The organism is Bradyrhizobium sp. CFUWI (assembly GCF_056429085.1).
The window spans coordinates 431,017-456,989 of sequence record NZ_JBWJZE010000001.1 but is presented as its reverse complement, the minus strand read 5'-3'; the positions used below and the strand labels follow the sequence as shown (position 1 = coordinate 456,989).

The window sequence follows — 25,973 nt, the reverse complement described above, 5'->3', positions numbered from 1 at the left end:
ATCCAAGTTTGGAGCGAAAGGCAAATTTCGCGCTGGCAGCGATCGAGACTAGAACCGCGGCAGGTCCGGAAATGCCAGCTTGCCCGCATGAACATGCATGCGGCCGAGCTCGGCGCAGCGGTGCAGGGTCGGAAACACCTTTCCGGGGTTGAGCAGGCCCTGCGCATCGAAGGCGCATTTCAGCCGCTGCTGCTGGTTCAGGTCGATCTCGGAAAACATCTCGGGCATCAGGTCGCGCTTCTCGATGCCGACGCCGTGCTCGCCGGTGAGCACGCCGCCGAACTCGACGCAGGCGCGCAGGATGTCGGCGCCGAAGGCTTCGGCGCGCTCGATCTCGCCGGGCTTGTTGGCATCGTAGAGGATCAGCGGGTGCAGATTGCCGTCACCGGCGTGGAACACGTTGGCGCAGCCGAGCTGGTACTTTTCCGAGAGCTCGCGGATCCGCGCCAGCGCCTTCGGCAGCGCGCCGCGCGGAATGGTGCCGTCCATGCAGAGATAGTCGGGCGAGATGCGGCCGACCGCCGGGAACGCGGCCTTGCGGCCGGCCCAGAACAGGTTGCGCTCGGCCTCCGAGGTCGAGATCTGGCACGTGGTCGAGCCGCAGGCATTGGCGATCGTCTCGACCCGCGTGATCAGCTCGTCGACCTCGATCTTGGGACCGTCGAGCTCGATGATGAGCAGCGCCTCGACGTCGAGCGGGTAACCGGCATGCACGAAGGCCTCCGCGGCGTGGATCGCCGGCTTGTCCATCATCTCCATGCCGCCGGGGATGATGCCGGCGCCGATGATGCGCGCCACGCATTCGCCGGCGGCCTCGACCTCGGCAAAGCCGACCATCAACGCGCGCGCCGTCTCCGGCTTTTGCAGGATGCGCACCGTGATCTCGGTGATGACGCCGAGCAGCCCTTCGGAACCGGTGATGACGCCCATCAGATCGTAGCCCGCGTTCTCCGCAGACTTGCCGCCGATGCGCAGGATCTCGCCGCTCATCAGCACGATCTCGCAGCCGAGCACGTTGTTGGTGGTCATGCCGTATTTCAGGCAGTGCACCCCACCGGAATTCTCCGCGACATTGCCGCCGATCGAGCAGGCGATCTGCGACGACGGATCGGGCGCGTAATAGAAACCGGCATGCGCGACGGCCTGGCTGATCGCGAGATTGGTGACGCCGGGCTCGGTGACGACGACGCGGTTGTCGAAATCGATCTCGCGGATGCGCTTGAACTTGCCGAGGCCGAGCAGCACGCCGTCTTCGAGCGGCAGCGCGCCACCGGACAGCGACGTGCCCGAGCCGCGCGGCACCACCTTGATGCCTTGCCCTGCACAATATTTCAGGATGAGCGAGACCTGCTCGGTCGTATCGGGCAGCACGACGACCATCGGCGGCTGCCGATAGGCCGTGAGCCCGTCGGACTCATAGGCCCGCATTTCGGCAGGCGTATCGATCACGCCCTCGCCGGGCACGATGGCGCGCAAGGCAGCAACGATCTCAGCGCGGCGCGCGAGCACGGCCTGGTCGCTTGCGGGCATCATGATGGCCATTTTCAGAAGCTTTCATCCGCCGGATGGAAAAGTCGCAGCAAATCAATCATGTCTTGCCCGCTTTGGGTAGGTCCTCCGAAGGTCGCATTGCTTTGTTGCAGCGCAAGTTCTCTCTGGGACAAGTCTGATAGCAGGAAACCTGTCAAGGTTTCGCGGCTTGTCCACTTGCATCGGACCTGCCAAAACACGGCCCTCCATCTGACCCGGGAAGAGACGAAGAGCACACTTATGACAAAACTGACTTTTGGCGCCCTGACGATCCTCACCGTGATTGCCACCGCACCCGCCGCGATGGCGCAGGATGTCGCGGCCGGCAAGACATCGTTCAACAAATGCCTGGCCTGCCACGCGATCGGCGAAGGCGCCAAGAACAAGGTCGGCCCCGAGCTCAACGGCCTCAACGGCCGCAAGTCGGGCACGGCTGAGGGCTATAATTACTCGGACGCGAACAAGAATTCCGGCATCACCTGGGACGAGGCCGTGTTCAAGGAATACATCAAGGACCCCAAGGCCAAGATCCCCGGCACCAAGATGGCGTTCGCCGGCATCAAGAATGAGACCGAGATCAACAATCTCTGGGCCTTCATTGCCCAATACGACAAGGACGGGAAGGTTAAGCAGTAAGCCTGCACAAGGCAGTCGCGGCAGCTTCGGTTCTGATCGCATCAGGACCGAAGCTGTCGCTTTCTATTTTGGCGCGCTCCCTCCACGGCGTCATTGCGAGGAGCCCTTGCGACGAAGGATGAGGCGAGAGCTGGTTCTCCAAGCAACACTGTCATTCCCCGCGAAGGCGGGGAATCCAGTACGCCGCGGCTTCTCGGATTGATCGCTGGCGTCTCTGGAATACTGGATCGCCCGGTTGAACCGGGCGATGACACCGCGTGTGTGGCGACGGGCATACGTTCTCGCTCTCGCGGCTGAATTCGCCCGAGCTTTGCTTACGTCTTCGCCCCTCTTGAGCCAAGAGGGCGCAGGGAAGGCCGGGTGCCAGCTCGCACCCGCGGTCCGCTGCGCGAAATGCACACGCAGGAAGAACCGCACAGCAGCATACAGGTGTGGCCAATCACTCGGCCTTCCCTGCGCGGTGGTCGGACGGCTTATGCCGTGCTCTCCCGGGAGCCGAACTTTCCTTCTGGCCTCCCTCGCCGTTCGAATTGGCGATGCCGTCCGCCCGGTTGGGCTCGCGCGCATCTTCGATCCGGCTTGACCGTAGCAACGACGGCCAGGACCACACGGTTTTGCCGTACGCACGGCCCGCCATGTCGCCGCAGTCTTCCCGGCCCTGTCGACGGAGCCGGAAACTTACAGGCGAGACGAAGCCTAGCAGCGCCGCTCGTCCGCACGCGGCCACGGGCTCACAGGGACACCCCGCCCTGCCCGTCCCTCTCGTGCCGACGCTGCCGCGTCCACCGCAAGCCCGGCTCGCGAACAAGACGACCTCATGATCGCCCCTCCTGGATGAGCCGGGATGGGCGACACATACGCTAAAACCGAATTTCGGTAAAGTGGAATATTTTTGCAGAGGCGGATTGACAGAGCGCGACACAGCAGGGGTGCCGTAGCCCGGATGAGCGGAGCGACATCCGGGACAGCACGGGATGCAGGCGGGCGGCCCCGGATATCGCTCCGCTCATCCGGGCTACAGGAGCTGAGCTGCCGTCATCGAGAGATCGTGGGCACGGCGCTTTGCGCCTTTGCCCACCCTACGAGAGCTACGAGAGCTCGAAAACGTCTAATCGGCGGCCGCCTGGGCCGGGACGATTCTCCCGATCATCGCCTCGATCTCCGCCTTCACGCGGTCGGGCACGGCGTTCTGCACCATGTGGCCGAGATCGGGCAGCACGATCAGCTTGGCGTTGGGCACCATGGCCGCGAACGGGCGGGCGTGGATGCCGGTCCTCACCGTCTTGTCGGGCTCGCCGGCGATGATCGTGACCGGGGCCTTGATCTCGCCATAGCGGGCGACCTGCGCGGCGACGGCTTGCTTCAGCGTCACCAGATCATAGGCATTGGCGATGAATTCGCGCGGGCGCAGCAGCAGCGGCGTCGCGGAATCCTGCACGTATCCATCGGGCATCGTCTGCGGCAGAAATACGCTGCGCGCGCCGGGTTCGGCGAGAAAGTAACCGAGCGGCAGGGTGATGGTGTAGGCAAGCAGCGGGCCGATCACCGGCGTCGCGATGATCTCGTTGTAACGGCCGACGCCGCCGCGCCAGGGATGGGTGACCGGCGCGAGCATGACGAGGCCCGCGACGCGGCCGGGATGATCGAGCGCAAGCCGCGCGCCGAGCGCACCGCTCCAGGAATGCACGACGAAGACCGCACGCGCGATCCCGAGCTTTGCAAGCGCCTCGTGGATCATCCGCGCCTGGATCTGCGGCGTGGAATCCTGGCGCCGCGCACGCGTGCTCCAGCCGTGGCCGGGACGATCGACCAGGATGACGCGATGGTCCTTGGCGAGGATGTCGCCGAGCGGGCGCCGCATCGCTTCGAGATTGGAGCTCGCGCCGTGCAGCATCACGATCGGCAAGCCCGCATCGCGCGGGCCGATATCGACGACGTGAAGCGTCGCGCCGTCGACTTCGACCATCTCGCCCTGCGGCGGAAAGGCGCGCTGCACGGCGACGATTCCGGCCTGCGTGACCAGCGCCAGCACAACCAGCGCGGTCACGACTGACATCACGATCATGGGAAGAATCCGGGTGATCCTGGGCACAGGGCAGTTACGGGTCTGGAGGGCTGCAGTTTCGCGCCGGCTTTCCGTGCGTCCACCGAAAATGCCGGGGCTGTGGATATGTGCACAATTGCGGAACGTAAAAACTCAATGGAATCAACACTATTCTGAGAGCGTAGGCAAGCCCGGAGCAGCTTCATGCAGCCGTCATCGCGGCTTCCATATAATCGCCATGGTCGGTTCCGCCATCTAGGCGCGGGTGGGCGCCGATCCTCCTCACAGCCTCGGGGAATGTGGGAAAGACCGGCAGAAATTGTCCTGGTTTGAACCGGAGGATTTTCGATGAGCTTCAGATCAAACGACACTGCAATCGACGAAATCGTCGCGAGCTGCAACGGCGACCTGCGCGGTGCCGTGCGGGCGCTGCTGCTGATCAACGAGCATCTCGAAGCGGAGCTGGCGAAGGCCTACGCCGCAGCGGCCGATCGCGGCCAGGTCGAGCGCGGCGGCAGCGTCCTGCACTGAACGCTAGTTCGTACCGTCCTCGTCCTTTTCCTCGTCCGGCGTGAGCGCGGGACAGGCGCGGATTGTCGAACGGGCAAGCTTGGCATCGGCCCTGGACTTGTAGGGTCCGTCGCCGAACCAGATATCGCCGATGATGACCGGATTGCTGGTCACGATATTGCATTTTCCGGTGGCGCGGTTGCCGATCACCCAGAACAATCCGTCGGCGAGGCTCACCGTCCCCGACGCGAGCAGCAAGCACCCTGCAAAGATCACACGCTTCATGGCTTTCGCTCCTGCCATGCAGGTAGGCCTGCGGCGGCGCCGACAATAGTCCTCACGATGCCGCGCTTCCGATCGTGGTTAATCCGAAGACGCCACGTTCGCTCAAGAAACGATCGAGTTGTCGGCTAAAGCATGATGGAAAAGTGCGCAGCGGTTTTCCGGAAAGATCATGCGCAAACAACAACCTCAAGCGCGATGACGATTCGTCCGGATCTCCGCGCTCTAGATATCGCGGCCTTCGACCTTCTCGGTCAGCGCCTTGACCTGGTCGGGGATCTTTTCGAGGTGCGGATTGACGGCGAGCGCCTTGCGGTAGGCGTCGAGCGCGCGCTTCTCGTCACCGACCTCCTGCATGATCATGCCGAGGCCTGCGAGCGCGCCGAAATGGCGCGGCTCCCGGATCAGCACCTGCTGGATATCCGCAAGCGAGCGGCCATAATCGTTCTGCATGTAATAAAGCGTGGCGCGCCGGTTCCAGGCCTCGATGTAGTCGGGCCTGAGCTTGATGACCGAGTCCAGCAGCTTGATCGCGACCTCGATCCTCTTGGCGTCGACCGCGGTCTTGGCGCGCGCCATCAACAGCGCCGCGGTGTCGCTGGGGGTCTGGAGCCAGATCGCCCAGATCCGCGCTTCGACGTGCTTGGCGCTGACCTCGTCAGGCGCCGCCTTCAGCGCGCCGAACAGGAAATCGAGATTCTTGGTGCGATCGACCTTGGGCAGCTTGGCCGGCGCCTCGGGCAGCTTCTTCTGCTTGCCCGGCGGGTTCGGCGGTTCAATCTGCTGCGCCAGCGCCGGACCGAGCCCGACGGTTCCCAGCACGAGGGCCAGGCACAAAGTGCGCGGATGCGGGAATCTCACTGCCATGGTGAAAGTCTAAACACGCAAAGCCGCCCTTGCAAAGCAAAGGCGGCGTCAAACTCGTGTGAGCCGTGGTCTTGCGGGAACGCGCGGGGCGTCCGGCCGGGCGAGATCAGCCTTGGCGCGCCTTGAAGCGGCGCTGCACCTTGTTGATCACATAGACCCGGCCCTTGCGGCGGACCAGGCGGTTGGCGCGATGGCGACCGCGCAGCGATTTCAGCGAGTTACGGACCTTCATGGCGGAATCCTGAACGTTCGAAAGGCCGTGTTCGGCACTACCGTTGCGGCACGCGCGAATGTGGCAAAATGAGATTTTTCCCGCTGGCGGACGACCGCCCGGGACGGGGCGGTTCTTAAGGCATGGCGGGAGGTGATGTCAATGTTCACTGCCGGCTTCCGAACCGGCAAATTCTCGAAAACAACCCCAGGCACAGTCAAAGCGGCCGGATCGGCCCGATCTACCCGACCGATAACCTCCCGCAATGCCTTGCCAAATTCGTTATATCATATAATCAATTCGGCAACCCGTCGGGAGGAAACCCATGCCGAAGCTGAAGCTGCCCAATATCGACGATGTCGTCGCCATCGACATCCACACCCATGCCGAGGAGCCCTGCGGCTGCCACCCCGACGACGGCTATGACGATTTCCAGGCGCAGATGGCCGAGTATTTCAAGTCGCCGAACAAGCATCCGCCGACGGTGCCGGAAACCGCGGCCTATTACCGCTCCAAGAACATCGCCGCGGTGATCTTTCCCGTCGATGCCGAGCGCGAGACCGGCTTCCGCCGCTACAACAATTACGAGATGCTGGAGGTCGCCTCCGATCATCTCGACGTCCTCATTCCCTTCGTCTCGATCGACCCGCATAAGGGCAAGCTGGGCGCGCGCGAGGCGCGCAAGCTGATCGAGGAATACGGCGTGCGCGGCTTCAAATTCCACCCGACCATGCAGGGCTTCTACGCCAACGACCGCATGGCCTATCCGCTCTACGAAGAGATCAACAATGGCGGCGCCATCGCGCTGTTTCACACCGGCCAGACCGGCGTCGGCTCGGGCATGCCCGGCGGCATGGGGATGCGGCTGAAATATTCCAACCCGATGTACATGGACGACGTCGCGGCGGATTTCCCCGACCTCAAGATCATCCTCGCGCACCCGTCCTTCCCCTGGCAGGAAGAGGCGCTGTCGGTCGCGACCCACAAGCCGAACGTCTATATCGACCTCTCGGGCTGGTCGCCGAAATATTTTCCGCCGATCCTGGTGCGCTACATCAACTCGATCCTTCAGGACAAGATGCTGTTCGGCTCGGACTGGCCGGTGATCACGCCGGACCGCTGGCTGTCTGACTTCGCCAAGATCGACATCCGCGATGAGATCCGGCCGAAGGTGCTCAAGGCCAACGCAAGGAAGCTGCTCGGGATCTGAAGCGCATCGAGGGCTTCGGTCGACCGAAGCCCTCATGCTCAAAACCTCACACTTGCGCCAGGCCTCCATCCACGAAGACCTCGCCGCCAGTCATGAAGCTGCTGTCCGAGGACGCCAGGAACGCGGCCACCGCGCCCGTCTCGGAGGGGGCGCCGACACGCCCGATGGGCGTGCTGCTTCCGAGCGCGTCGAACGCTTCCTCGCCGACGATCTCCAGCGCCAGCTCGGTCTTGGTCGGCCCCGGCGACAGCACGTTGACGCGGATACCGGTGCCGCGCAGATCCTGCGCCCAGCTGCGCGCCAGATTGCGGATCGCGGCCTTGGTCGCGCTGTAGATGCTGAACTTCGGTGTCCCCATCACGCCCGTGCTCGAACCGGTCAGGATGATCGACGCGCCCTGCTTCATCAGCGGCAGAGCTTTCTGCACGGTGAAGACCAGCCCTTTCACGTTGACGTCGAAGATGTGATCGTAATGCTCGACCGTGATCTCACCGAGCGGCGCGAACAGCCCGGTCCCCGCATTGGCGAAGAGAACGTCGAGCGTGCCTCGTTCCTTCTTGACCGTCTCGTAAAGCCGGTCGAGATCGGACAGATCGGTCACCGAGCCCCTGACCGCGCGCGCCTGGGATCCCAGCTTCGCAACGGCGGCGTCGAGCTGCTCCTGCCGCCGCCCGAAAATGTAGACGAAGGCGCCTTCGTCGACGAACCGCTTCGCCGCTCCAAACCCGATGCCGGTGCCACCGCCGGTCACCACTGCCGTCTTGCCTTGTAGTCTGCTCATGATGTGCTCCTTCACTGAGGTTGCACTGAGCTGGCGGCGTACCCACCTATCGACAAGTATGCACCTTTTGGTAAGTGCCCAAAAAATGTCAGACTCAACCTTTCCGCCGACGCAGCCCCCTTCAACCGTTCAGCGTTGCACGCCGAATCTGCCCGGATTCACGTGCGGGCTGGATGCCACCCTGCGGGTCATCGCGGGCAAGTGGAAGCCGCTGATCCTGTACTTCGTCGCCCAGGACGGCCCGACCCGCTATGGCGAGCTCCGCCGCGCCATACGCGACGTCAGCGACAAGGTGCTGATCCAGCAATTGAAGGAGCTGGAGTCCGATGGGCTCGTGAAGCGCACCGACTACAAGGAGGTGCCGCCGCGGGTGGACTACAGCCTCACTCCGTTAGGTCACAGCCTCGCCCAGGCTCTCGTGCCGCTCTGCTCATGGGGCACGGAGCACATGGCGGAAGTCAGCCGGGTGTTCGCCGAGCGGGCGGCCTGGACGCGGCGAGAACGTTCGCCGAGTGCCTAGCTTGCGCTGCACGTCGTTGAAGGTCTGCTACGCCGCCGATTGCAGCGCATTCCATACTTCCTCCAGCGGAGCTCCTGTGACCACAACCACCTGGAAGGACAGCCGATGAGCATCAAAGCCGTCGTCTTCGACGCTTACGGAACGCTCTACGACATTCAGTCCGTCGCTGACGTCACCGAGGATGCGTTTCCGGGCTATGGCGAGATCATCACGCAGGTCTGGCGGATCAAGCAGCTCGAATACACCTGGTTGCGCTCGCTGATGCGCCGCTACCAGGATTTTTCCACGGTCACCCGCGATTCGCTTGTCTACACGCTGCGCGTCCTCGGGCTTGCCTATGAGAACGAGGCGTTCGAGCGCGTGATTGAGAGATATTTGCATCTCGATCTTTATCCGGATGCAGCCGCCGCGCTCACGGCCTTGAAGCCGCGACAACTGGCCATCCTCTCCAACGGCAGTCCGGACATGCTGAATGCGCTGGTGCGCAATTCCGGTCTCGACCGCCTGCTCGATGCGACCATCAGCGTCGACGCCAAGAAGATCTTCAAGCCGAGCCCGGCTGCCTATGAGCTGATCGGCGAGGAGCTCGGGACCGCGCCGAATGAGGTCCTGTTCGTCTCCGCCAATCCATGGGACGCGGCGGCGGCAAAGTCGTTTGGATTGAACGTCGCCTGGATCGAGCGAGTGACGCCGGAAGCCATGGCGCTGGCTTGCGTCGAGAGCGAACTCGTGGCACCGCTCACCATGTTCAAGGCGATCCGCACTCAGATGGACGAGCTTGGCTTTGCGCCGGATCATCGTGTCCGCGCACTCTCCGAGCTGCCGATGATTGCTTAGGCATCGCCGCCCGCACGTTTGACATGAGCTGCCTGGAATGAGCCTTCAATCCGTTCGCGCCTTCTTCGCCGAAAAAGCCCCCGACATCACCGTGATGGAATCGCCGATCAGCTCGGCCACGGTGCCGCTTGCCGCCGCAGCCTATGGCGTCGAACCCGGCATGATCGCCAAGACCCTGAGCTTGCGCGTCGGCGAACGCGTGATCCTGATCGTGGCCGCCGGCACCTCGCGGATGGACAACAAGAAGGTCAAGGCGCAGTTCGGCGGCAAGCCGAAGATGCTGGGGCTGGAGGAGGTCGCCGCCATCACGGGCCACGAGGTCGGCGGCGTCTGTCCGTTCGGACTGAAATCACCGCTGCCGGTCTATTGCGACGTCTCCTTGAAGGCCTTTGACGTCGTGGTGCCGGCCGCAGGCTCGACCCATAGCGCCGTGCGCATCACGCCGCAGCGGATGGCCGAGCTCACCGCGGCCGAATGGGTCGATGTCTGCGAGGTCAGGCCGAACGGCGGCAACGGACAGGATGCCTGATGCATTTGCCGGCCAGGGAGGCTAGCATGGCGACCATGGCCGACGACAAGGTGAAACGACGACTGACCACCGTGCTGTGCGCTGACGTGTACGGCTATTCCCGTCTCATGGAAGCGGACGAGACCGGAACGTTGGAGACGCTCCGCCGCTACCGCACGGCCATTGCGCGATTGGTGGAGCGCCATGACGGCCGTATCGTGAATACCTGGGGCGATGCGGTGATCGCCGAGTTCGCCAGCGTGGTCGAGGCCGTGCAATGCGCGGTCGAGATTCAGCAGGAAATCTCCAGTCAGGCCTCGGACGCGCCGCAGGCGAGCCCGATGCGGTTTCGCATCGGCATCAACCTCGGCGACGTGATGGTGGACGGCTCCGACATCTATGGCGACGGGGTCAATATCGCTTCCCGGCTGCAAGAGCTCGCCGAGCCCGGCGGCGTCGTGATCTCGAGCTCTGTCTACGATCAGGTCCACAACAAATTGTCCGTTGGCTTCGACTGCCTCGGCCAGCGCCCGATGAAGAACATCGCTCCCCTGACCAGTTATCGCCTGACCTTGGGTGGCCGCGCCGCACAACAGGGCTTCCCGATCGAGGCAAGCGCGGCTCCCTCAGAGAGCGCGCGTGCTCCGTGGACGGACGACAGGCGCCAGCCATCTTCCGCGACGAATGTCGTCTCGGCCTGGCTCGCAAGGCTGCCCCGCCCGGTTGCAGCGGCCCTCACGGTGTCGGCCTTCCTGATCGTGATCAATCTGCTCACCAGCCACAAGATCTGGTTCCATTGGCCAGTCGCAGCCATTCTCTTCGGAGTGGCCATGCGGATGGTGCTGGGACAGCGGCCTGAATCCTGACAGCAAGCCGGAGCGCTGAACGAGCCGGCACGATCGCATGTCGCGCCTACGCCCGCGCGTCTCTCAGGCGCTCGTCAGAGCCTAATCGTCGTAATCGTCATAGGGACGCGGTCGCGCGTACGGAGGTGGCGGCGGCGCATTGTTAAAGCGCGGCGGCGGTGCGGCCCGATTGCGCGGGACCGGCTGCTGCGGTTGAACCTGATTGTTCGACTGGAACACGGCACGGCAGCCGCTGGAGAGCTGCGGCGTGTTCTGTTGCAGACACGCCACGATACGGTTCACATCGGGAATCTGGTCGCTGCACAGCCGCCACACATCGGGTGTGCACGCCATCTGCTGTTCCATCGTGCCGCGGTATTCCTGCGCGGATGCAGCGCCCTGCGCCGCGATCCCGCCGACCGCAAGCGCCACACCTAGCGCGATCCGCTCTGCTCGCATGTCAAGATCCTTCTCGATTCCCATCGACTTTCATCAATCAATGAGGCGGGAGGCGGTTCTGGACCAACAAAAAAATGTGAAAACGGATCGGGGAACCTACTCCACCTTGCCGATCTTCTTCACCGCCGCGATCAGCCGCGCGCTGTCCGCCGCGACGAATTGCGCGAAGGCAGGCGCGTCCTGATAGGCGACGAGACTGCCAGAGGTTTCGAAGATCTTGAGCACGTCGGGACTCGTCATCACCTGCGCCATCGCCTCGCGCAGGCGGGTCGCGATCGGCGCGGGAAGCGCGCTCTGTGCGAACAGCCCGGCCCAGATGTACATCTCGACGTCCTTGTAGCCGAGCTCCTGGAAGGTCGGCACGTCAGGAAAGCTCGCGATGCGCTGCGCGCCGCAATTGCCGAGCACGCGCAGCTTGCCGTCGTCCACCTGCGGCTTCAACGTCCCCGGCGCTGCGGCGATCGCCTGCACGGTGCCGCCGAGGATCGCAGTGAGCGCGGGACCCGCGCCGCGGAACGGCACGTGCAGCAGCTTGATGCCGGCGCTGCCTGCGAACATCTCCATCGCCACATGCAGCGTGCCGTACGGCCCTGACGAGCCGTAGGGGATCTGGCCGGGGCGCTTGTTCGCATCCTCGACGAAATCCTGTGCCGTCTTCCATGGGGCCGACGCCGGCACCGCCAGCAGCGTGGGATCGGCGAGCACCCGCGCGATCGGCATGAACTGCGAGACCTCGTAGGCGGCGGGACGATCGAACAGCCGGTCGGCCTCGGGGAGCACCGCGAGCGAGGACAGCGTCATCAGGAGCGTGTAGCCGTCGGGCTCGGCGCGCGCCGCCGCGGCGTTGCCGACCGAACCGCCGCCGCCGCCGGCCCGGTTGTCGACGATCACGGGCTTGCCCAGGATCCGCTCCAGCGCCATCGCCACCGGGCGCGCCGCAAGATCGGCCTGACCTCCGGCCGGAAACGGCACGATCATGGTGATGTTGCGCGCCGGATAGGCTTGCGCGAAGGCCGGACCAGGCAAAGCAATGCGCAACAACGGCAATGCTGCGGCGGCGCGCAGGAGACCGCGTCGATCCATGATGGTGCCTCCCCCCGATCTTCTTTGTTTCGCTGCCAGCCTAACGCGCCAAGCGGCAAGAACAAGACGTTTACGAAGCGTTAGCCATGTCCGGCTTCGCCCGGAACGCATGTCTGGACCCGCCGTTGCCAACTTCAAGGAGAGTGAACCATGCAGAATCTGGCGACCATCGACGTCGCGCTCGACGAGATGCTGGTGAATCTCGCGGCGATCGTGTTGCGGCTTGCACAGCCCGAATTGACGCGGACGCCGGAAGCGCGGCGCGCCCTGACGCAATCGGTCCGTCAATACGGCGTGTGCGCCGCACGATCGAGCGACCCGCGCGTTCACGAATTGAAGATGCAGCTCGACGAGACGCTGAAGCCGAGCTTGCGCGTCGTCGCGATCGACGGCGTGAAGGTGTCGTAGTTCAGCACCGTCATTGCGAGGAGCTCTTGCGACCAAGCAATCCAGAAGCCCTCCGCGGAAAGACTCTGGATTGCTTCGCTGCGCTCGCAATGACGAGGTCCGTCGAAGGGTGCTCGTTCTACGACGCCTTCGCCTTTCCGCGCGGCCGCCGCTTGCATGTGCCCGGCAGCTTGGCCGCGAGGAAATCGCCGAGAGCCTCGACGCGCGCTGGCCTGGGGCCGCCGGGCGGCGTCACGAGATGCACCGCGCCTTCGGCCTGTTTCCAGTCCTTCAGGATCACTTCGACGGCGCCGGAGGAGATCGCCTCGCCGACGATGAATTCAGGCAGCTCGGCGATGCCGAGGCCCGCGATCAGCGCCGGCATCACGGCTTCGCCATTGTTGACGCGAAGCTGGCCACCCGGGCGCACGCTGGCCTGCTCGCCGGCTGAATTGGTGTAGTGCCAGACGTTGGGCGTGGAGAGATAGGCGTAGCTGAAGCATTTGTGCTCGGCCAGATGCATCGGATGCGTCGGCCGGCCATGACGCTTCAGATAGGACGGCGCGGCCACGGTGAAGCGCGGCATGGTGAAGAGCCGCCGTGCGATCAGTGACGAGTCCGGCAGCCGCGCGATCCGCACCGCCATGTCGAAGCCTTCGCCGATCAGGTCGACGGTCGCATCGCTCAAGTGCAGATCGACCGAGACTTCCGGATAGGTCTCGAAGAATTCCGGCAGCAGCGGCGCCACCGCCTTGATGCCGAACGTCATGGGCACGGCGAGCCGCACCAGGCCGCGCGGCGCCACCGATTGCGCCAGCGCCTCGTTCTCCGCCGCTTCGCCGTCGGCCAGAAGACGCGTCGCGCGCTCGGCGAGCTTGTGGCCGGCATCTGTCAGCGCAAGCCGGCGCGAGGTGCGGTTGAACAGCCGCGCGCCGAGCCGCTCCTCCAGGCGCGTGACCGCCTTGGACACCGTCGCCTTGGACGTCGCCAGCTCGCTCGCGGCCCCCGCAAACGACCGTAATTCCACGACTTTTGCGAAAATCGCGAGGGCCTCGAAATCCGGGAGCTTCGCCATGGGGGCAATCCGCTTGGGCTCTTTCAGGAAACAATGTGTTTCGACAGTTTCTATTTCTATACCACAGCCGGAGGTTTATCCAAGGGATCAACCGCAGTTGAACTGCCCGATACGTTTTCTCGAGGATCTACCCATGATCGAACTCAGACCTTTCGCAAAGCTCGGCGGAGCCGACCACGGCTGGCTCAAGGCCAAGCATCATTTCTCCTTCGCCAGCCATTATGATCCCGACAACATGGGTCACGGCGCCTTGCGGGTGTGGAACGACGACGAGATCGCGCCGAACACCGGCTTTCCCGCCCATCCCCACGCCAACATGGAAATCATCACCTATGTGCGCGAGGGTGCGATCACCCACCAGGACAGCCTCGGTAACGAGGGGCGCACCGAAGCTGGCGACGTGCAGGTGATGAGCGCCGGCAGCGGCATTCGACATTCCGAGTACAATCTGGAGCCGACCAGGACACGCATCTTCCAGATCTGGATCGAGCCGACGCAACGCGGCGGACAGCCGACCTGGGGCTCAAAACCGTTTCCGAAGGCCGATCGCTCCGGCAAGCTCGTGACCATTGCGAGCGGCCTCGAGGGCGATGGCGACGCGCTGCCGATCCGCGCCGATGCACGCGTGCTCGCCACCACGCTGAAAGCCGGCGAGAGCGCGGAGTACGCGCCGCAGAGATCGCGGCACCTCTATCTGGTGCCCGCGGCAGGCGCGGTCGAGGTCAACGGCGTGCGCGTCAACGCCCGCGACGGCGCCGCGATCCGCGACGAGGAGCACCTGAAGATCACGGCGCTCGAAGATTCCGAGCTCGTGCTCGTCGACGCGGCGTAAGCCACATCGATTGCCGTCATTCCGGGATGGCGCAAAGCGCCAGACCCGGAATCTCGAGGTTCCGGGTTCGATGCTTTGCATCGCCCCGGAACGACGGCGAGATAAGAGCATCACCTACCCTCAACGGAGACCACCATGACCAAAGTTCTCGTCCTCTATTATTCCGCCTATGGCCATATCGAAGCGATGGCCAATGCCGTCGCCGAAGGCGCGCGCGAGGCCGGCGCGACCGTCGACATCAAGCGCGTGCCCGAGCTGGTGCCGGCCGAGGTCGCAAAAGCCTCGCATTACAAGCTCGATCAGGCCGCTCCCGTTGCCAAGATCGAGGACCTCGCCAATTACGACGCGATCATCGTCGGCACCGGCACCCGCTTCGGCCGCATGGCCTCGCAGATGGCGAACTTCCTCGATCAGGCCGGCGGGCTCTGGGCCAAGGGCGCGCTGCACGGCAAGGTCGGCGGCGCCTTCACCGCGACCGCGACCCAGCATGGCGGCCAGGAGACGACGCTGTTCTCGATCATCACCAACCTCCTGCATTTCGGCATGGTCGTGGTCGGCATGAACTACGGCTTTGCCGGCCAGATGAAGCTCGACGAAGTCACCGGCGGCGCGCCCTACGGCGCCACCACGATCACCGGCGGCGACGGCAGCCGCCAGCCCAGCGCCAACGAGCTCGCCGGCGCGCGCTACCAGGGCCGCCAGATCGCGGAGACCGCCAGGAAGCTACATGGCTGAACTCCATGGCTGAACTCCAAGGCCGAAGCGCTCGCGGCATTCCCGTCCGGGAATGCCGCTTCAGCGTATGCCTTTGCCCATGGCGCGCGCGGCGAGAGCGGCGGCCGCGGGATAGCGGCGCAGGCCCTGCGCGGCATGATCGCGCCATGCAAAAGGCAAGCCTCGCCATGACAGCGCGACGCTGACGTCGGTCAGCGGCACCCGCTCGGCGCCGAAGCGGCGCTTGTAGTCCTGATTGCCGATGCTGAGGTCGAAGCGGCGCACGCCCTTTGCATGCAGCGCCGCCATGGTGCGCTCGATGATGAGCAGCCCGGGGGAGCAGCTCGACCAGGACTCGCCGGCGTGACTGATGCGCAGCAGGCAATAAGCCGCGCCTTGCCTGACGCCGAACGAGGTGCCGATGACACCGTCGTCGCAGACGAGTGCCGAAACGACGGCATAGCCGTCGTCAAGGCCCTGACGGACGACCTCGCGATAGAATCGCGCATGAGTCTCGTCGTTGAGAACGAACGGCGAGCCGAGCTTACGCATACGCGCCTGCTGCTGCACGTCCATCACGTCGAGCAGCTCACGCGCGCGCGCAACGTCCGTAGCGATCTCGAACCGCGCGCCCTGGTGCCGGTTGAAGACGCGCCAGCACCGCGGCATCTGCATGCGCTTGATCGATGCCCGATAGGCCTCGTAGGTATCGCCCATCAGCACGAGATTGCCGTTGAGCGAGCAGGATCCGATCCGCCCGAGCGACACCAGCGGGTTCGGCTTGCCGCCGACCTGGGCCGGCATCTTCCTCAGCCGCAGCAGATCGAAGCGGTCCGGCAAGGCGCGCAACGCCTCGACCAGCGCCATGCCGATCGCATTTGCCGCCGCCGCGTCAAACGCGGCATCGGGCGCCACGATCGGCGCGTTGTTGTCGGAGACGCCGAGGTCGGCGAATTCGACGATGCGGATGCCGCGTCTGACATGGCTGATCATCGGCACCATCGCGATGTCCTTGCCCGTGGCAGAATCGGAGATCACGGCGATCAACGGCGCGACGTCATCGAACGCCTGATACCAGGCCTCGAGCCAGTAGCCATGCTGAAAGACGGTGCGATGCCCGGCGCTCAGGCGCGAAGCGGCCTGACGCCAGTCACGCACGACATCGATCGCGATTCCCGACGTGGTGGATGCAAGACCATCCAATTGCTCGACGCCGAAAAACGTCATGGCTTCAGTTCCGCTTGCGCAACGCATTGGAACCTGGCCAGGAAGTGCAGGCCGGCCGCGGCCAGAGCGAACATGAACCAGATCGGATTCTGCCGTTCGAGCAGGAAGGTCTCGGTCGTCCCGTAATAGAGGCCGAACAGCCACACGGTCAGGAACAGCTTTGCCAGTGCGCCACTGCGGCTGTGGGCCTGGGCCCGTTGGAAATTGCCGAGCGGTGCGAGCACGAAGACCAGGATCACCAGCAGCAGACCCGGCAGACCGATGGTGACCGCGAGATCAAGATAAGCGTTGTGGCTGTGCGCCGCGGACGTCGCCCATTCGGCGCCCTGCGCGGTCTGCCGCGCCGTGACGTCGTCCCAGAAAGCTGCATAGCCGTGACCGATGAGCGGCTTCTCGGCGACGGCCGCGAGCGCGAACTCCCAGATCGCGGACCGGCCGGTGAAGGTGGGATCGAGCGGAAGCAGCCGCGTCATGGCCCCGAGCGCCGGGCTCAGGACGCTGCCGACCGTCAGCAGGTTCATCGCGATCAGCGGAACGAAGCAGATGATCCGCTTCAGCCACAGGCTCGGGGTGACATAGACCAGCGAGGCGAGCGCGTAGACCGCAAGGCAAAGCACCGACGACGTCTTGCCGCCGGTGAAGATCAGGAAGAGGCCGGCCAGCACGGCGATCACCGGTCCCATCACGAAGGAGCCGACGGCGGACAGGTAGATGCCGACATAGACCAGGATGGTCATCACGGGCGAGGCGATGTTCTTGTGCCCGAAGCTGCCGCGCCAGTCGCCGGCGAGTTGCGGCTCGGTGACATCGAGCGCGGTGTGGATCGAATATTGCGGCGCGAGCAGGACGCCGAGATAGCAGAGCGCGAGCAAGACCAGCGCCGCAGCACCCAGGCACAGGTTGAAGCTGCGCTGCGTCGGCGGCAGCAATGGCAGCAGGACGGCGAGCGACGTCATGCTGACGAGGAGCACGAAGCGCTGCATCGACACGCCGCGGCTCTCGGACAGGACGATGTTGATCAGCAGCCAGCCCACGAGACAGAGGTGAAGCGGCGTGACCAGGGTCTTCAGCGCAGGCGCATCGGTGCTAGCTGCGAACAGCACCGCGACTGCAGCCAAGAGCCCCCAGGAGACGTAGGTTACCGCCATTCGTCCGCCGACGATCGTGGTGACATCGGGATTGCGCAGGTCCGGGAACGGATCGAGCGTCACCATCACCAGCAGCAGCGACGCGACCGCGACGAGACAGCGCGCAGCCTGCGCGGCGTTCAGCTCCGCCAGGGCATCACGGAGCATACGACCCAACGATCGGGTCTCGAGGTCGGTCATATCGGCGACGCTGCGGTCCATGCTGCGGTCCACGGCTCAAGACATCTGGTGACGCAGGTGGAGCTCCGGGTCCTGGCTCACCCCGGTTGAGCGTCCGTCAACAGGCGTGCCGGAGCTCTGCGCCGCGGGCGGCCGCACGATGCTCCGCGCGATCTCGTAATATTGCAGCGCTCGTTGCTCGAGCGTGAGGTTGTCCAGGACATAGCCGCGCGGGTCGAACGCGCCCGCTTCACAGCCGGCCCAGAACTCGTCCCACCCCGCCTCGAACCCCGCGAGGTCGACGAACTTGGCGCCGCAGCGCTGGTCCCAATACGGCACAGAGGACACCGGCGCGAACTGCACGCGGTGCGGATAGTAATCGGGGTCTCGCCACGGCCCGCCCGGATCCCAGGCGAACACCGGTATGCCGCAGGCCAGGGCCTGCTGATAGGCGATGCCCTGGCTTTCGTTCTGGCACAGGAAGATCATCGCGCGCGAGGCCGCCAGCGCCTCCCGATATTCTTCCTCCTTGTAGCTGCCGTAGCGCAACTCGATGAACGAGCGTCCCTCCCTGGCGAGCCGGGCACGGACCGGCTCGATCAATTCCGGCGCGTAGCGCTCGCGGTCCCAGTGGACCTTGTCGTAGATCAGCACGTCGACGGCCTTCTGCGAGGCCTGCGACGGCGCCCACAGATCGGTGTCGATGCCGACCGGCCAGGCCTCGGTGTCGGGCCAGTACGGCCGGTACATGTCGACGTACCAGGCGCCGGGCACCACGACTTTCCTGACCGGCAGGCGCTTGAACAAATCGGGATCGTCGAGCGGATGATTGTGGGCGGCGACGCCGAGCAGGATCGGATTCTTCCACGCGAACTTGTCGAGCAGGAAGGTCCGTCCGATGATGCAGGCGAGCTCGTCGGGATGCTGCGCGATGTAACGGTAATCGTTGACGCGGTAGCGGATACCGAGCCGGTCGAGCCCCGCGCAGAGATTGAGGAACACGCGAAGCTGTCCGCTCATGCGCGGCTCGCCGAGCAGCAAGCGGCGCGCCGTGCGCCGCAGGTGCCGGTCGCCGGGAAACCAGCGATCGTCCTTGTCCTCGTAAAAGAGGTTGAGGATCATCGCATCGGGGTCATGTTCGAACGTCGTGGCGGGCACTGGATCCATCCGCGGCAACCGGATGCGCATTCTCGCATGGGACCGGCTGCCGCTCTCTTCCGAATTTGCCACAGGCTTAATGCCAGCGGCTTAACGCTAATTGACGAAAGCACGCCGACATACGCCTTCGCGTCAACGATCAGGCCGTAATGCGGGTATCATTCGCAAGGGGCCAACGCTGCGATCGATCGCATCGTCCATTCAGCAGCTGCGCCCTGGTTAACAGACTCTTAAGGGCGAGCCGTGACTCAGATCACCGCCGAACAGGTTCTCGATTTGCCGGCCTCCACCCGCATCGTGCCGGCGGCGCGCCAGCCGCTGCCGTCGAGCCCAACCACATCGGTATCCGTTGTCATTCCCGCCAAGAACGTTGCGGCCTATATCGGCGAAACCCTGGCCAGCGCGCTTGCGCAAAACGAGGTGGGCGAAGTGATCGTCGTGGACGACGGTTCCACCGACGATACCGCCGCGATCGTCCGCGCCATTCACGACCCGCGACTGCGCCTGGTGACGAATGAGTCCGCCGGCGTATCGGCCGCGCGCAATCTCGGTGCACGATATGCCAGCGGCGAGTGGCTGCTGTTCCTCGATGCCGACGACCGCCTGCGTCCCGGCGCGGTGGCTGCACTCCTGGCGGCGGCACGCGGGGCGCCGCGCGCGGTTCTGGTCTATGGCGACTACAACACGATCGACAGCGACGGACGCCAGATCGGCCGTCGCGGCCTTCTGAAGGGACGCCGCAAGCCGTCGGGCGACGTGCTGACGCGGCTCGCGGCCGGCAATTTCATCGTCAATGGCGGCATCGCGCTCGCGCGCGCGGAGGCCTTCCGCGCCATCGGCGGCTTCGACACCTCGCTGCGATATTGCGAGGACTGGCATTGCTGGTGCCGCCTCGCCGCGATCGGCGAGTTCGAATTCGCGCCGAAGCTGCTGCTCGATTATCGTCTGCACACCGCCAGCACCATGAACGCCGCGGTCCGCACGCCGAAGGACTTCTTCCCGGCCATCGCGCGGGTGTTCGACGACGGGCTGATCCTGGCGAGATTGCCCGCGGGCACCGCGCCCGGGTTGCGCCTTGCCGCCGAACTGCATCTCATCACCTATGCGGCGATGCAGGCCGTCCGCTTCGGCCGGTATCGCCAGGCCTTCGGCTATCTCGGCATGGTCGGCCGGCGTTCGCTCAGGGCGCTGCCGCGCGCCACGGCAAGGACCGCCCTCGCCCGCTTCGGCATCTAACCGTCACGACACGATCTTGGAGGCCTCGTAGGGCTTCGGCGCGAAGCCGAACGCCGCGAGCATGGAGCCGAGCGCCACCAGCGCCGGATGCATGGCGACGACGGCCTTCGACGTCGCCAGCAGGCGACCGGACCGGACCAACGACAGCGGCAGCCGTCCGAGCATCTGCGCGAACACCCATGCGCGCGCGCCAGCGCTTCGAGCCGCCTTGTACTGCACGCGATAATTGATCGCGCCGATGCGCAGGCCACGCTTTGCGATCCAGCCGAGGCTGGTGCGGCTTTGCGGCACGGTCTCGGTGATGACGGCCTCCGCCGTCCAGTGGAATATCATCCCGGCATCACGGCACCGCACGAAGAAGTCGCAATCGCCGCCGCCGAGGAAATTGAAGCGCAGGTCGAACGCGGGACGCTCGAACCGCTCGAAGACCGCGCGCGTGATCAGGCAATTGCCGCAGCCATAGATCAGCGGCACCGCGCCGGAATAGTCGTAGGCCGGACGGAAGGCGGGATGGCGCGACAGCCACGGCTTGCTGTCGTCCTCGAACACAGGCAGCACCGGCCCGCCGACCACGTCGGCGCCGGTCGCCTCCGCGGTGCGGACCATCAGCTCGAGCCAGTCGCTTGATGCGATCTCGTCGTCGTCGATCATCAGGAAGCGGGTCGCGGCGGGAAACAGCGCCTGCGCCGTCTCGAACGCAGCGTTGATCGCCTGGCAATTGCCCTGCCGTTTCTCGACAAGGCACACGCCCTGGAGCCTGCCGGCGGCCAGAAACTCGGCGGCGACCGGCGCGCTTTCGCGCCGCGCAGCGTCGTTCTCGACCATGACGATGGCAAAGGAACGCGGGGTACGCTGGTTCGCCAGCGATTCCAGCGTCAGCCGCAGGTGCTGCGGACGGCGGAAGCAGGGAATGCAGACGACAATGCCGACCGACAGGTCGATGACGCGGGAGCTCGCCGCGATCTCCCGGTTGGGATCGCGCACGGCATCCGAGATGCGCGTGGCGGACAGGTCTGTCGGGATCAATGTCATGACGTTCTAGATGTCCGAGATATGTTGAGAAAACCCTGCTTCGGTCACGCATCCCGCGACGGCACATCGCCGCGGGACAGATGCGTGCCAAAATGACCAGCCCGGCGCAGGCGCGTGCCCAGGTCTCGCGCCGGTCTGCCGGCCGTCCTGAAACAACATCATGCGCTTAACCGCTTTCGCCTGTTTTCTCCCGCGCCATCATGCCTGCGTGATAGTGCAATTCGCGCTCCGCGCGCCGACGGAGCCCCCAACATGAACAATGCCGTAGTTAATGCGCGTGCGCATTAACCCGACCGTAAGCACTGCAACCGGTGAGACGGCGCGGCATCGGATTTGCTCTTCGGGCAAGCGAGTCTTTTCCTGTAAATTTGATTAGAACAAGCGCGGTCAGAAAATATGAACAAGCCAGCCACGATCGATTTCGCGACAGCCACGGCGATCCGGATCCCCGCGGCCACTGCACCCGTCCAGGCGCTGCACGATCTCGTCCCCGGCGAAGCCCGCGATAGCCTGCTCGCCGTCCACGAGGTGCTGCGCGGCGAACTGCCGAAGGCTGAACTCGCCATCTACGAAGCCGGCGGCGGCTCGTGCAGCGTCCTGCCGCCGGAATTGCTCCATCGCAGCAAGGTCACCGTCGTCGACATCGACGAGGACCAGGTCCGCAACAACAGCTACGCGGACGAGGCGATCCTGGGCGACGTGCAGACCTACCGTTTCGGGCGCGAGAGCTTCGATCTCGTGATCTGCTACAACGTGATCGAGCATCTGCCCCATGTCGACGCCGCGCTGCTGAATTTCCGCGACGCGCTCAAGCGCGGCGGCCTGATCCTGATCGGCGCACCCAATCCCAGCTCGCTGTCCGGCGTTGTCACCAAATATTCGCCGCACTGGTTTCACGTCTGGTTCTACCGTCACATTCGCGGCATCAAGGATGCCGGCCTGCCCGGCGAGCCGCCATTCCCGACGTTCTTCCACCCGCTGGTGACGCTGCCCCGGCTGGAAGCGTTCGCGGCCGCCAACGGCCTCGAGATGATCTACCGCCGTGAGGTGGAAAGTCCGCGCTATCCCGAGATGCGCCGGCGCAAGCCGCTGCTCGCGGCTCTCGTGGACGCTGGCGCCGCGGTGCTGAACGCCGTGCTTCCGCGCGGCATCGACGTCCGCCGCGGCGACTATCACGTCATCCTGCGCAAAAGCTGACCATCATGGCGCGCGTGCGGCCCATCACCGGACAGGCGGGGTCTCGCGGCCGAACCGTGCGCGGTAACGAACCGTTAATCTCCGGGAAGCCCGCGCGACTTGGGCGTCACAAGGGGGCTCGGCCGGCTGGCAAGCGCTTAAACGCTTTGTTTGCCATTTCGGTGAATAGTCCCTCAATGAGTATGGTTAATTTTCCCTGTTGCGTTGATTGGGCACCTATATCCCGGGTGCGTGGCGTAGAGCGAAGAGTAACCCCTCAGCCTGCGGCACTTGGAATGAAAGCTGGGGATCATGCTTGACTATAACCAGCCGATAGATCGGGCGAGACCCGAGCCTCCGCAACAGAGGTCTCAGGCCGGCTTCCAGGCCGGCTTCAACGTGCTGGAGCTCGCCAATCTGCTCTGGCGGCGCAAGATCGCGATTGCCGCGGCTGCCCTGCTCGGCGCAACGCTTGCCGTCACCATCGGCAAGAGCCTGACGCCCCGCTACACCGCCACCGCCCAGCTCTATGTCGACCCGCGCGAGCTTCAGCTCGTCGACCGGGAGCTGACGCCGCGCGCGCAGGACGTCTCCGGCATGTCCATGGTGGTGGAGAGCCAGGCGCGACTGATCACCGCCAACAGCGTCCTGCTCAAGGTGATCGAGCAGGCCGGTCTCGACAAGGATCCGGAATTCGGCGGCAGCGACGGCAGGAGCCTGATGTCGTCGCTGCTCGGCCTGATCGGTCTTCAGCCCCGGGCGCCCTCCGCTGCGGGCAACACCGAGGTGCAGCTTGCGGCGCTCGAGGCGCTGAACCGGCACATCACGATCCGCAAGACCGAGAAGAGCTTCATCGTCGACATCGAGGTGTGGTCGACGGATCCGGCGAAGGCGGCGATGCTCGCCAACACGCTGACCAATGCCTATCTCGCGGAATCCCGCAATTCGCAGGCTTCGGCCGCACGGCGCGCCACCAGCGATCTCTCCGGCCGCCTCAAGGAGCTGCGCGAGCGGCTGCGCAACGCCGAGACGGCGCTCGCCACCTACAAGGCCCAGAACAATTTCGTCGGCACCCAGGATGCGCTGATCAGCGACCAGCAGCTCTCCGCCAGCAACCAGCGGCTCTCCGCGGCGCGCGCGGCGACGATGGATGCGCAGGCGCGGCTCGACCAGATCGAGGCGAGCCGCCGGACCGCTGCCGATGCCGGCGCGATTCCGGAAGCGCTGCAATCGCCGACGATCGCGAATTTGCGCGCGCAATATGCCGATGCGCGCAAGAAATATGCCGAGCAGGCCGGCGAGCTCGGACCGCGCCATCCGGCGCTGCGCCAGACCGAGAAGCAGGTCGAGGACCTCAAGCGAACGATCAGCGAAGAGATCGACCGCTTCGCCCAGTCCGCCAAGAACGATCTGACGCGCGCCCGCGATTATGAAGCCTCGCTCAACCGGGCGCTGGAAGCGCAGAAGCGGCAGAGCGTCCAGCTCAGCCAGGCCGCCGTGCGCCTGCGCGAGCTGGAGCGCGAGGCCGATGCCAGCCGCGACGTCTACCAATCCTTCCTCAAGCGCTCCCGCGAGACCGAGGAGCAGGAGAGCCTGAACACTTCGGCGGCCCGCGTCATCGGCGAGGCGACCGTGCCGCAGCGGCGCTCGTTCCCGCCGGCGATGAGCCTGTTCGCCATGATCGGCTTCATCTTCGGCGCGCTTGCGGCCTCGAGCTGGTTCGTAGCAGTCGAGCTTCTGTTCGCCGGCGCAACCGCGCCAGCGCCCGCGCCGGCCCGCCGCGAACGCAAGCCGGTGCCGGAGACAGCGCGCGCTCCCGAGCCTTCGCGGGCCTTGGAGGCTTCGCGGCCCGAGCAGCCGTCGCGATCCCCCGAGGTCGCGCAGATCCCGCCCGAACTTGCCGCGCCACCGCTGCAACCCGCGATGGTCGAGAACCCCTCGATCGAGAAGCCCCTGATCGCGCGCCTTCAGGAGGCCGACGTCATTCACACGCTCGGCGCCATTCTCGCCACCGGCGGCGGCGTCGATCTCACCCGGCTGGGCTGGCCGACGTTGCGGCCCGGCTTTCCCCTGACGAAGCTGCTCAACGCCTGGCGCGACATGCGCGCGGCCGTGGCCCGGCGCGCCGGCGGCAAGGCGATGCCGGTCATTGCGCTGGTCGGCACCGGCGAGAGCGCCGGGCGCAGCGTGAGTGCGCTGAACTTCGCACTCGCGGCCGCGCGCGATGGCGCCCGCGTGCTCATGATCGACGCCGACCATCAGACCCACGCTCTCTCGAACAAGGTCGGCCGCCCCGGCAAGAACGAACCGAGCAGGCTCGGCTGGCTCTCGATCGGCAGCAAGGCCGCACGCGAGATCAAGACGGTCAACGGCATTTCGGTGCTGCCGGCCGGCGAGGGCGATGCCGGCAAGACCGCCGACGCGATCCGCAAGGCGATTGCGCAGGCGCGCGCCGCAGGCGGCTACGACCTCGTGATCCTCGACGGCCCTGCGATGCCGCTTCTTGCGGGCAGCCGCAAGCTGCTCGACGACACCGACGCGCTGGTGGCGGTGCTGCCGACCAGCCTCGATCTCAACGACAGTCTCGAAGAGATCCTGACCGCGCTCGGCCGCGCCGAGCGCAAGCTCGTCGGCGTCGTGCTCGACGAGCTCACCCCTAAAGTTGAAACGCGTCAGCGAGGCAGACAATATGCTTGAGCGCCGCGTCAACCTCGACGGACGGGCAGCAACTGCCGACGTGCCGCGGATCACCGTCGGCGGGCTTCGGATGGCCGCGCTCGATCTGGAAGAGACCGCCGATTTCATGATCGAGGCGACCGATCCCGACAGTCGCATCGGCCGTCCGCTGTTCCTGACGTCGGCCAATGGCGAGGTGCTGGCGCGCTGTTCGACCGAGCCGCAGACCGAGCGCCTGTTCCGTGCCGCCGATCTGATCAACGCCGACGGCCAGCCGCTGGTCGCCGCCTCGAAGCTGCAATCCTGGTTTCCGCTGCCGGAACGCGTCGCAACCACGGACCTGTTCCACGTGGTCGCGCGCAAGGCGGAAGCCCTGGGCCGCACCTTCTACATGTTCGGCGCCAGCGAGGCCGAGAACATCGCAGCGGTCGCGAACGTCCAGAAGATGTATCCGAAGCTCAAGATCGTCGGGCACAGCCACGGCTATCTGCGCGGCGAAGAGCTGCGCGCGAAGGTCGAGGAGATCAACGCGCTTGCGCCGGACTATCTGTGGGTCGCGCTCGGCGTGCCTAACGAGCAGGCATTCGTGAAGGAGTTCACGCCGCATCTCACCAATGTTGGCGTTATCAAGACATCCGGCGGCCTCTTCAACTTCTTGTCAGGCAGCCGTTCCCGCGCGCCGCAATGGATGCAAAAAATCGGACTCGAATGGGCCTGGCGCACCTTGCTCGAGCCACGCCGCCTGCTCTGGCGCTATTTGACCACCAACCCCCGCGCGCTCTATCTTCTCTTCAGCCGCAACCGCCCCCTCTACTAAGAGAAGAGCACAA

Annotated in this window: 27 protein-coding genes; 14 read left to right on the top strand and 13 right to left on the bottom strand. The window is 65.1% G+C overall.

Annotated elements, in window-relative coordinates; all coding sequences use genetic code 11:
* Positions 1-48: 48 nt before the first annotated feature.
* A complete protein-coding gene (locus AC066S_RS02145) occupies positions 49-1,542 on the bottom strand; it encodes an FAD-linked oxidase C-terminal domain-containing protein (protein ID WP_135164779.1) in 1,494 nt (497 codons plus the stop codon).
* Positions 1,543-1,770: 228 nt separating this feature from the next.
* On the opposite strand from AC066S_RS02145, the gene cycA reads away from it, so the two are divergent.
* On the top strand, positions 1,771-2,166 hold the full coding sequence (gene cycA / locus AC066S_RS02140; protein ID WP_135170276.1) for a cytochrome c-550 CycA: 396 nt from the start codon (positions 1,771-1,773) through the stop codon (positions 2,164-2,166).
* 1,108 nt (positions 2,167-3,274) lie between these two features.
* Here the strand turns inward: cycA and AC066S_RS02135 are convergent.
* Positions 3,275-4,231, bottom strand: coding sequence for an alpha/beta fold hydrolase (locus tag AC066S_RS02135; protein ID WP_478268799.1), 957 nt, complete (start codon positions 4,229-4,231; stop codon positions 3,275-3,277).
* A gap of 327 nt (positions 4,232-4,558) precedes the next feature.
* Between AC066S_RS02135 and AC066S_RS02130 the strand changes: the two genes are divergently transcribed.
* Positions 4,559-4,741: a hypothetical protein gene (locus AC066S_RS02130; protein WP_135170274.1), complete on the top strand. Its 183-nt coding sequence runs from the start codon at positions 4,559-4,561 to the stop codon at positions 4,739-4,741.
* 3 nt (positions 4,742-4,744) lie between these two features.
* On the opposite strand, the gene AC066S_RS02125 is transcribed toward AC066S_RS02130, so the two are convergent.
* From AC066S_RS02125 to ykgO, 3 genes are all read right to left on the bottom strand, one after another.
* Positions 4,745-5,005 carry a hypothetical protein gene (locus tag AC066S_RS02125; protein WP_478268798.1) on the bottom strand — a complete coding sequence of 87 codons (261 nt, stop codon included), beginning with the start codon at positions 5,003-5,005 and terminating at the stop codon, positions 4,745-4,747.
* A 222-nt stretch (positions 5,006-5,227) separates the two neighbouring features.
* Positions 5,228-5,869 carry a tetratricopeptide repeat protein gene (locus AC066S_RS02120; protein ID WP_135170273.1) on the bottom strand — a complete coding sequence of 214 codons (642 nt, stop codon included), beginning with the start codon at positions 5,867-5,869 and terminating at the stop codon, positions 5,228-5,230.
* Between the two features lie 106 nt (positions 5,870-5,975).
* On the bottom strand, positions 5,976-6,101 hold the full coding sequence (ykgO, locus tag AC066S_RS02115) for a type B 50S ribosomal protein L36 (protein WP_006611362.1): 126 nt from the start codon (positions 6,099-6,101) through the stop codon (positions 5,976-5,978).
* 304 nt (positions 6,102-6,405) lie between these two features.
* Here ykgO and AC066S_RS02110 point away from each other — a divergent pair, with 304 nt between their 5' ends.
* Positions 6,406-7,290, top strand: coding sequence for an amidohydrolase family protein (locus AC066S_RS02110; protein ID WP_027551976.1), 885 nt, complete (start codon positions 6,406-6,408; stop codon positions 7,288-7,290).
* Between the two features lie 46 nt (positions 7,291-7,336).
* On the opposite strand, the gene AC066S_RS02105 is transcribed toward AC066S_RS02110, so the two are convergent.
* Positions 7,337-8,071 carry an SDR family NAD(P)-dependent oxidoreductase gene (locus tag AC066S_RS02105; RefSeq protein WP_478268797.1) on the bottom strand — a complete coding sequence of 245 codons (735 nt, stop codon included), beginning with the start codon at positions 8,069-8,071 and terminating at the stop codon, positions 7,337-7,339.
* 85 nt (positions 8,072-8,156) lie between these two features.
* Between AC066S_RS02105 and AC066S_RS02100 the strand changes: the two genes are divergently transcribed.
* From AC066S_RS02100 to AC066S_RS02085, 4 genes are all read left to right on the top strand, one after another.
* Positions 8,157-8,591 carry a winged helix-turn-helix transcriptional regulator gene (locus AC066S_RS02100; protein WP_245481454.1) on the top strand — a complete coding sequence of 145 codons (435 nt, stop codon included), beginning with the start codon at positions 8,157-8,159 and terminating at the stop codon, positions 8,589-8,591.
* Between the two features lie 105 nt (positions 8,592-8,696).
* Positions 8,697-9,428: a haloacid dehalogenase type II gene (locus AC066S_RS02095; protein ID WP_478268796.1), complete on the top strand. Its 732-nt coding sequence runs from the start codon at positions 8,697-8,699 to the stop codon at positions 9,426-9,428.
* 37 nt (positions 9,429-9,465) lie between these two features.
* A complete protein-coding gene (locus tag AC066S_RS02090) occupies positions 9,466-9,957 on the top strand; it encodes a YbaK/EbsC family protein (RefSeq protein WP_478268795.1) in 492 nt (163 codons plus the stop codon).
* A 35-nt stretch (positions 9,958-9,992) separates the two neighbouring features.
* On the top strand, positions 9,993-10,802 hold the full coding sequence (locus AC066S_RS02085; RefSeq protein WP_478268794.1) for an adenylate/guanylate cyclase domain-containing protein: 810 nt from the start codon (positions 9,993-9,995) through the stop codon (positions 10,800-10,802).
* An 81-nt stretch (positions 10,803-10,883) separates the two neighbouring features.
* On the opposite strand, the gene AC066S_RS02080 is transcribed toward AC066S_RS02085, so the two are convergent.
* Both AC066S_RS02080 and AC066S_RS02075 read right to left on the bottom strand, forming a co-directional pair.
* Complete coding sequence (locus AC066S_RS02080; protein WP_135170354.1) at positions 10,884-11,240, bottom strand: hypothetical protein; 357 nt, start codon at positions 11,238-11,240, stop codon at positions 10,884-10,886.
* A 96-nt stretch (positions 11,241-11,336) separates the two neighbouring features.
* Positions 11,337-12,323 carry a tripartite tricarboxylate transporter substrate binding protein gene (locus AC066S_RS02075; protein ID WP_478268793.1) on the bottom strand — a complete coding sequence of 329 codons (987 nt, stop codon included), beginning with the start codon at positions 12,321-12,323 and terminating at the stop codon, positions 11,337-11,339.
* A 150-nt stretch (positions 12,324-12,473) separates the two neighbouring features.
* On the opposite strand from AC066S_RS02075, the gene AC066S_RS02070 reads away from it, so the two are divergent.
* Positions 12,474-12,731, top strand: a complete 258-nt coding sequence (locus tag AC066S_RS02070) for a hypothetical protein (RefSeq protein WP_126259539.1) — start codon at positions 12,474-12,476, stop codon at positions 12,729-12,731.
* 118 nt (positions 12,732-12,849) lie between these two features.
* Here the strand turns inward: AC066S_RS02070 and AC066S_RS02065 are convergent, their stop codons facing one another.
* Entirely contained in the window at positions 12,850-13,785 is a 936-nt protein-coding gene (locus AC066S_RS02065; RefSeq protein WP_478268792.1) for a LysR family transcriptional regulator, read from the bottom strand.
* A 133-nt stretch (positions 13,786-13,918) separates the two neighbouring features.
* On the opposite strand from AC066S_RS02065, the gene AC066S_RS02060 reads away from it, so the two are divergent.
* Both AC066S_RS02060 and wrbA read left to right on the top strand, forming a co-directional pair.
* Positions 13,919-14,617: a pirin family protein gene (locus tag AC066S_RS02060; RefSeq protein ID WP_126259536.1), complete on the top strand. Its 699-nt coding sequence runs from the start codon at positions 13,919-13,921 to the stop codon at positions 14,615-14,617.
* A gap of 135 nt (positions 14,618-14,752) precedes the next feature.
* Positions 14,753-15,352 (top strand): NAD(P)H:quinone oxidoreductase, encoded by a 600-nt coding sequence (gene wrbA / locus AC066S_RS02055; RefSeq protein ID WP_135170268.1) that lies wholly within the window; start codon positions 14,753-14,755, stop codon positions 15,350-15,352.
* A 60-nt stretch (positions 15,353-15,412) separates the two neighbouring features.
* Here wrbA and AC066S_RS02050 read toward each other — a convergent pair whose 3' ends face one another.
* Genes AC066S_RS02050 through AC066S_RS02040 form a run of 3 tightly spaced genes read right to left on the bottom strand, consistent with a single transcriptional unit; the run spans position 15,413 to position 19,023 of the window.
* Positions 15,413-16,558 (bottom strand): GNAT family N-acetyltransferase, encoded by a 1,146-nt coding sequence (locus AC066S_RS02050; RefSeq protein WP_478268791.1) that lies wholly within the window; start codon positions 16,556-16,558, stop codon positions 15,413-15,415.
* Positions 16,555-17,907, bottom strand: coding sequence for an O-antigen ligase family protein (locus tag AC066S_RS02045; RefSeq protein WP_478268790.1), 1,353 nt, complete (start codon positions 17,905-17,907; stop codon positions 16,555-16,557). The genes AC066S_RS02050 and AC066S_RS02045 overlap by 4 nt, the downstream gene beginning before the upstream one ends.
* Before the next feature lie 15 nt (positions 17,908-17,922).
* A complete protein-coding gene (locus AC066S_RS02040) occupies positions 17,923-19,023 on the bottom strand; it encodes a glycosyltransferase (protein WP_478268789.1) in 1,101 nt (366 codons plus the stop codon).
* Between the two features lie 243 nt (positions 19,024-19,266).
* Between AC066S_RS02040 and AC066S_RS02035 the strand changes: the two genes are divergently transcribed.
* The gene (locus AC066S_RS02035; protein WP_478268788.1) at positions 19,267-20,259 is read left to right on the top strand and encodes a glycosyltransferase; all 993 of its coding nucleotides are present in this window, start codon (positions 19,267-19,269) and stop codon (positions 20,257-20,259) included.
* A 3-nt stretch (positions 20,260-20,262) separates the two neighbouring features.
* On the opposite strand, the gene AC066S_RS02030 is transcribed toward AC066S_RS02035, so the two are convergent.
* Complete coding sequence (locus AC066S_RS02030; protein ID WP_478268787.1) at positions 20,263-21,291, bottom strand: glycosyltransferase family 2 protein; 1,029 nt, start codon at positions 21,289-21,291, stop codon at positions 20,263-20,265.
* A gap of 396 nt (positions 21,292-21,687) precedes the next feature.
* Here AC066S_RS02030 and AC066S_RS02025 point away from each other — a divergent pair, with 396 nt between their 5' ends.
* The 3 genes from AC066S_RS02025 (at position 21,688) to AC066S_RS02015 (ending at position 25,960) form a co-directional block, all read left to right on the top strand.
* Positions 21,688-22,488, top strand: a complete 801-nt coding sequence (locus AC066S_RS02025; RefSeq protein WP_135170264.1) for a class I SAM-dependent methyltransferase — start codon at positions 21,688-21,690, stop codon at positions 22,486-22,488.
* 291 nt (positions 22,489-22,779) lie between these two features.
* Complete coding sequence (locus tag AC066S_RS02020; RefSeq protein WP_478268786.1) at positions 22,780-25,164, top strand: exopolysaccharide transport family protein; 2,385 nt, start codon at positions 22,780-22,782, stop codon at positions 25,162-25,164.
* The gene (locus AC066S_RS02015; RefSeq protein WP_135166103.1) at positions 25,157-25,960 is read left to right on the top strand and encodes a WecB/TagA/CpsF family glycosyltransferase; all 804 of its coding nucleotides are present in this window, start codon (positions 25,157-25,159) and stop codon (positions 25,958-25,960) included. Before AC066S_RS02020 ends, AC066S_RS02015 begins: the two co-directional genes overlap by 8 nt.
* The last annotated feature ends 13 nt before the right edge of the window (positions 25,961-25,973 follow it).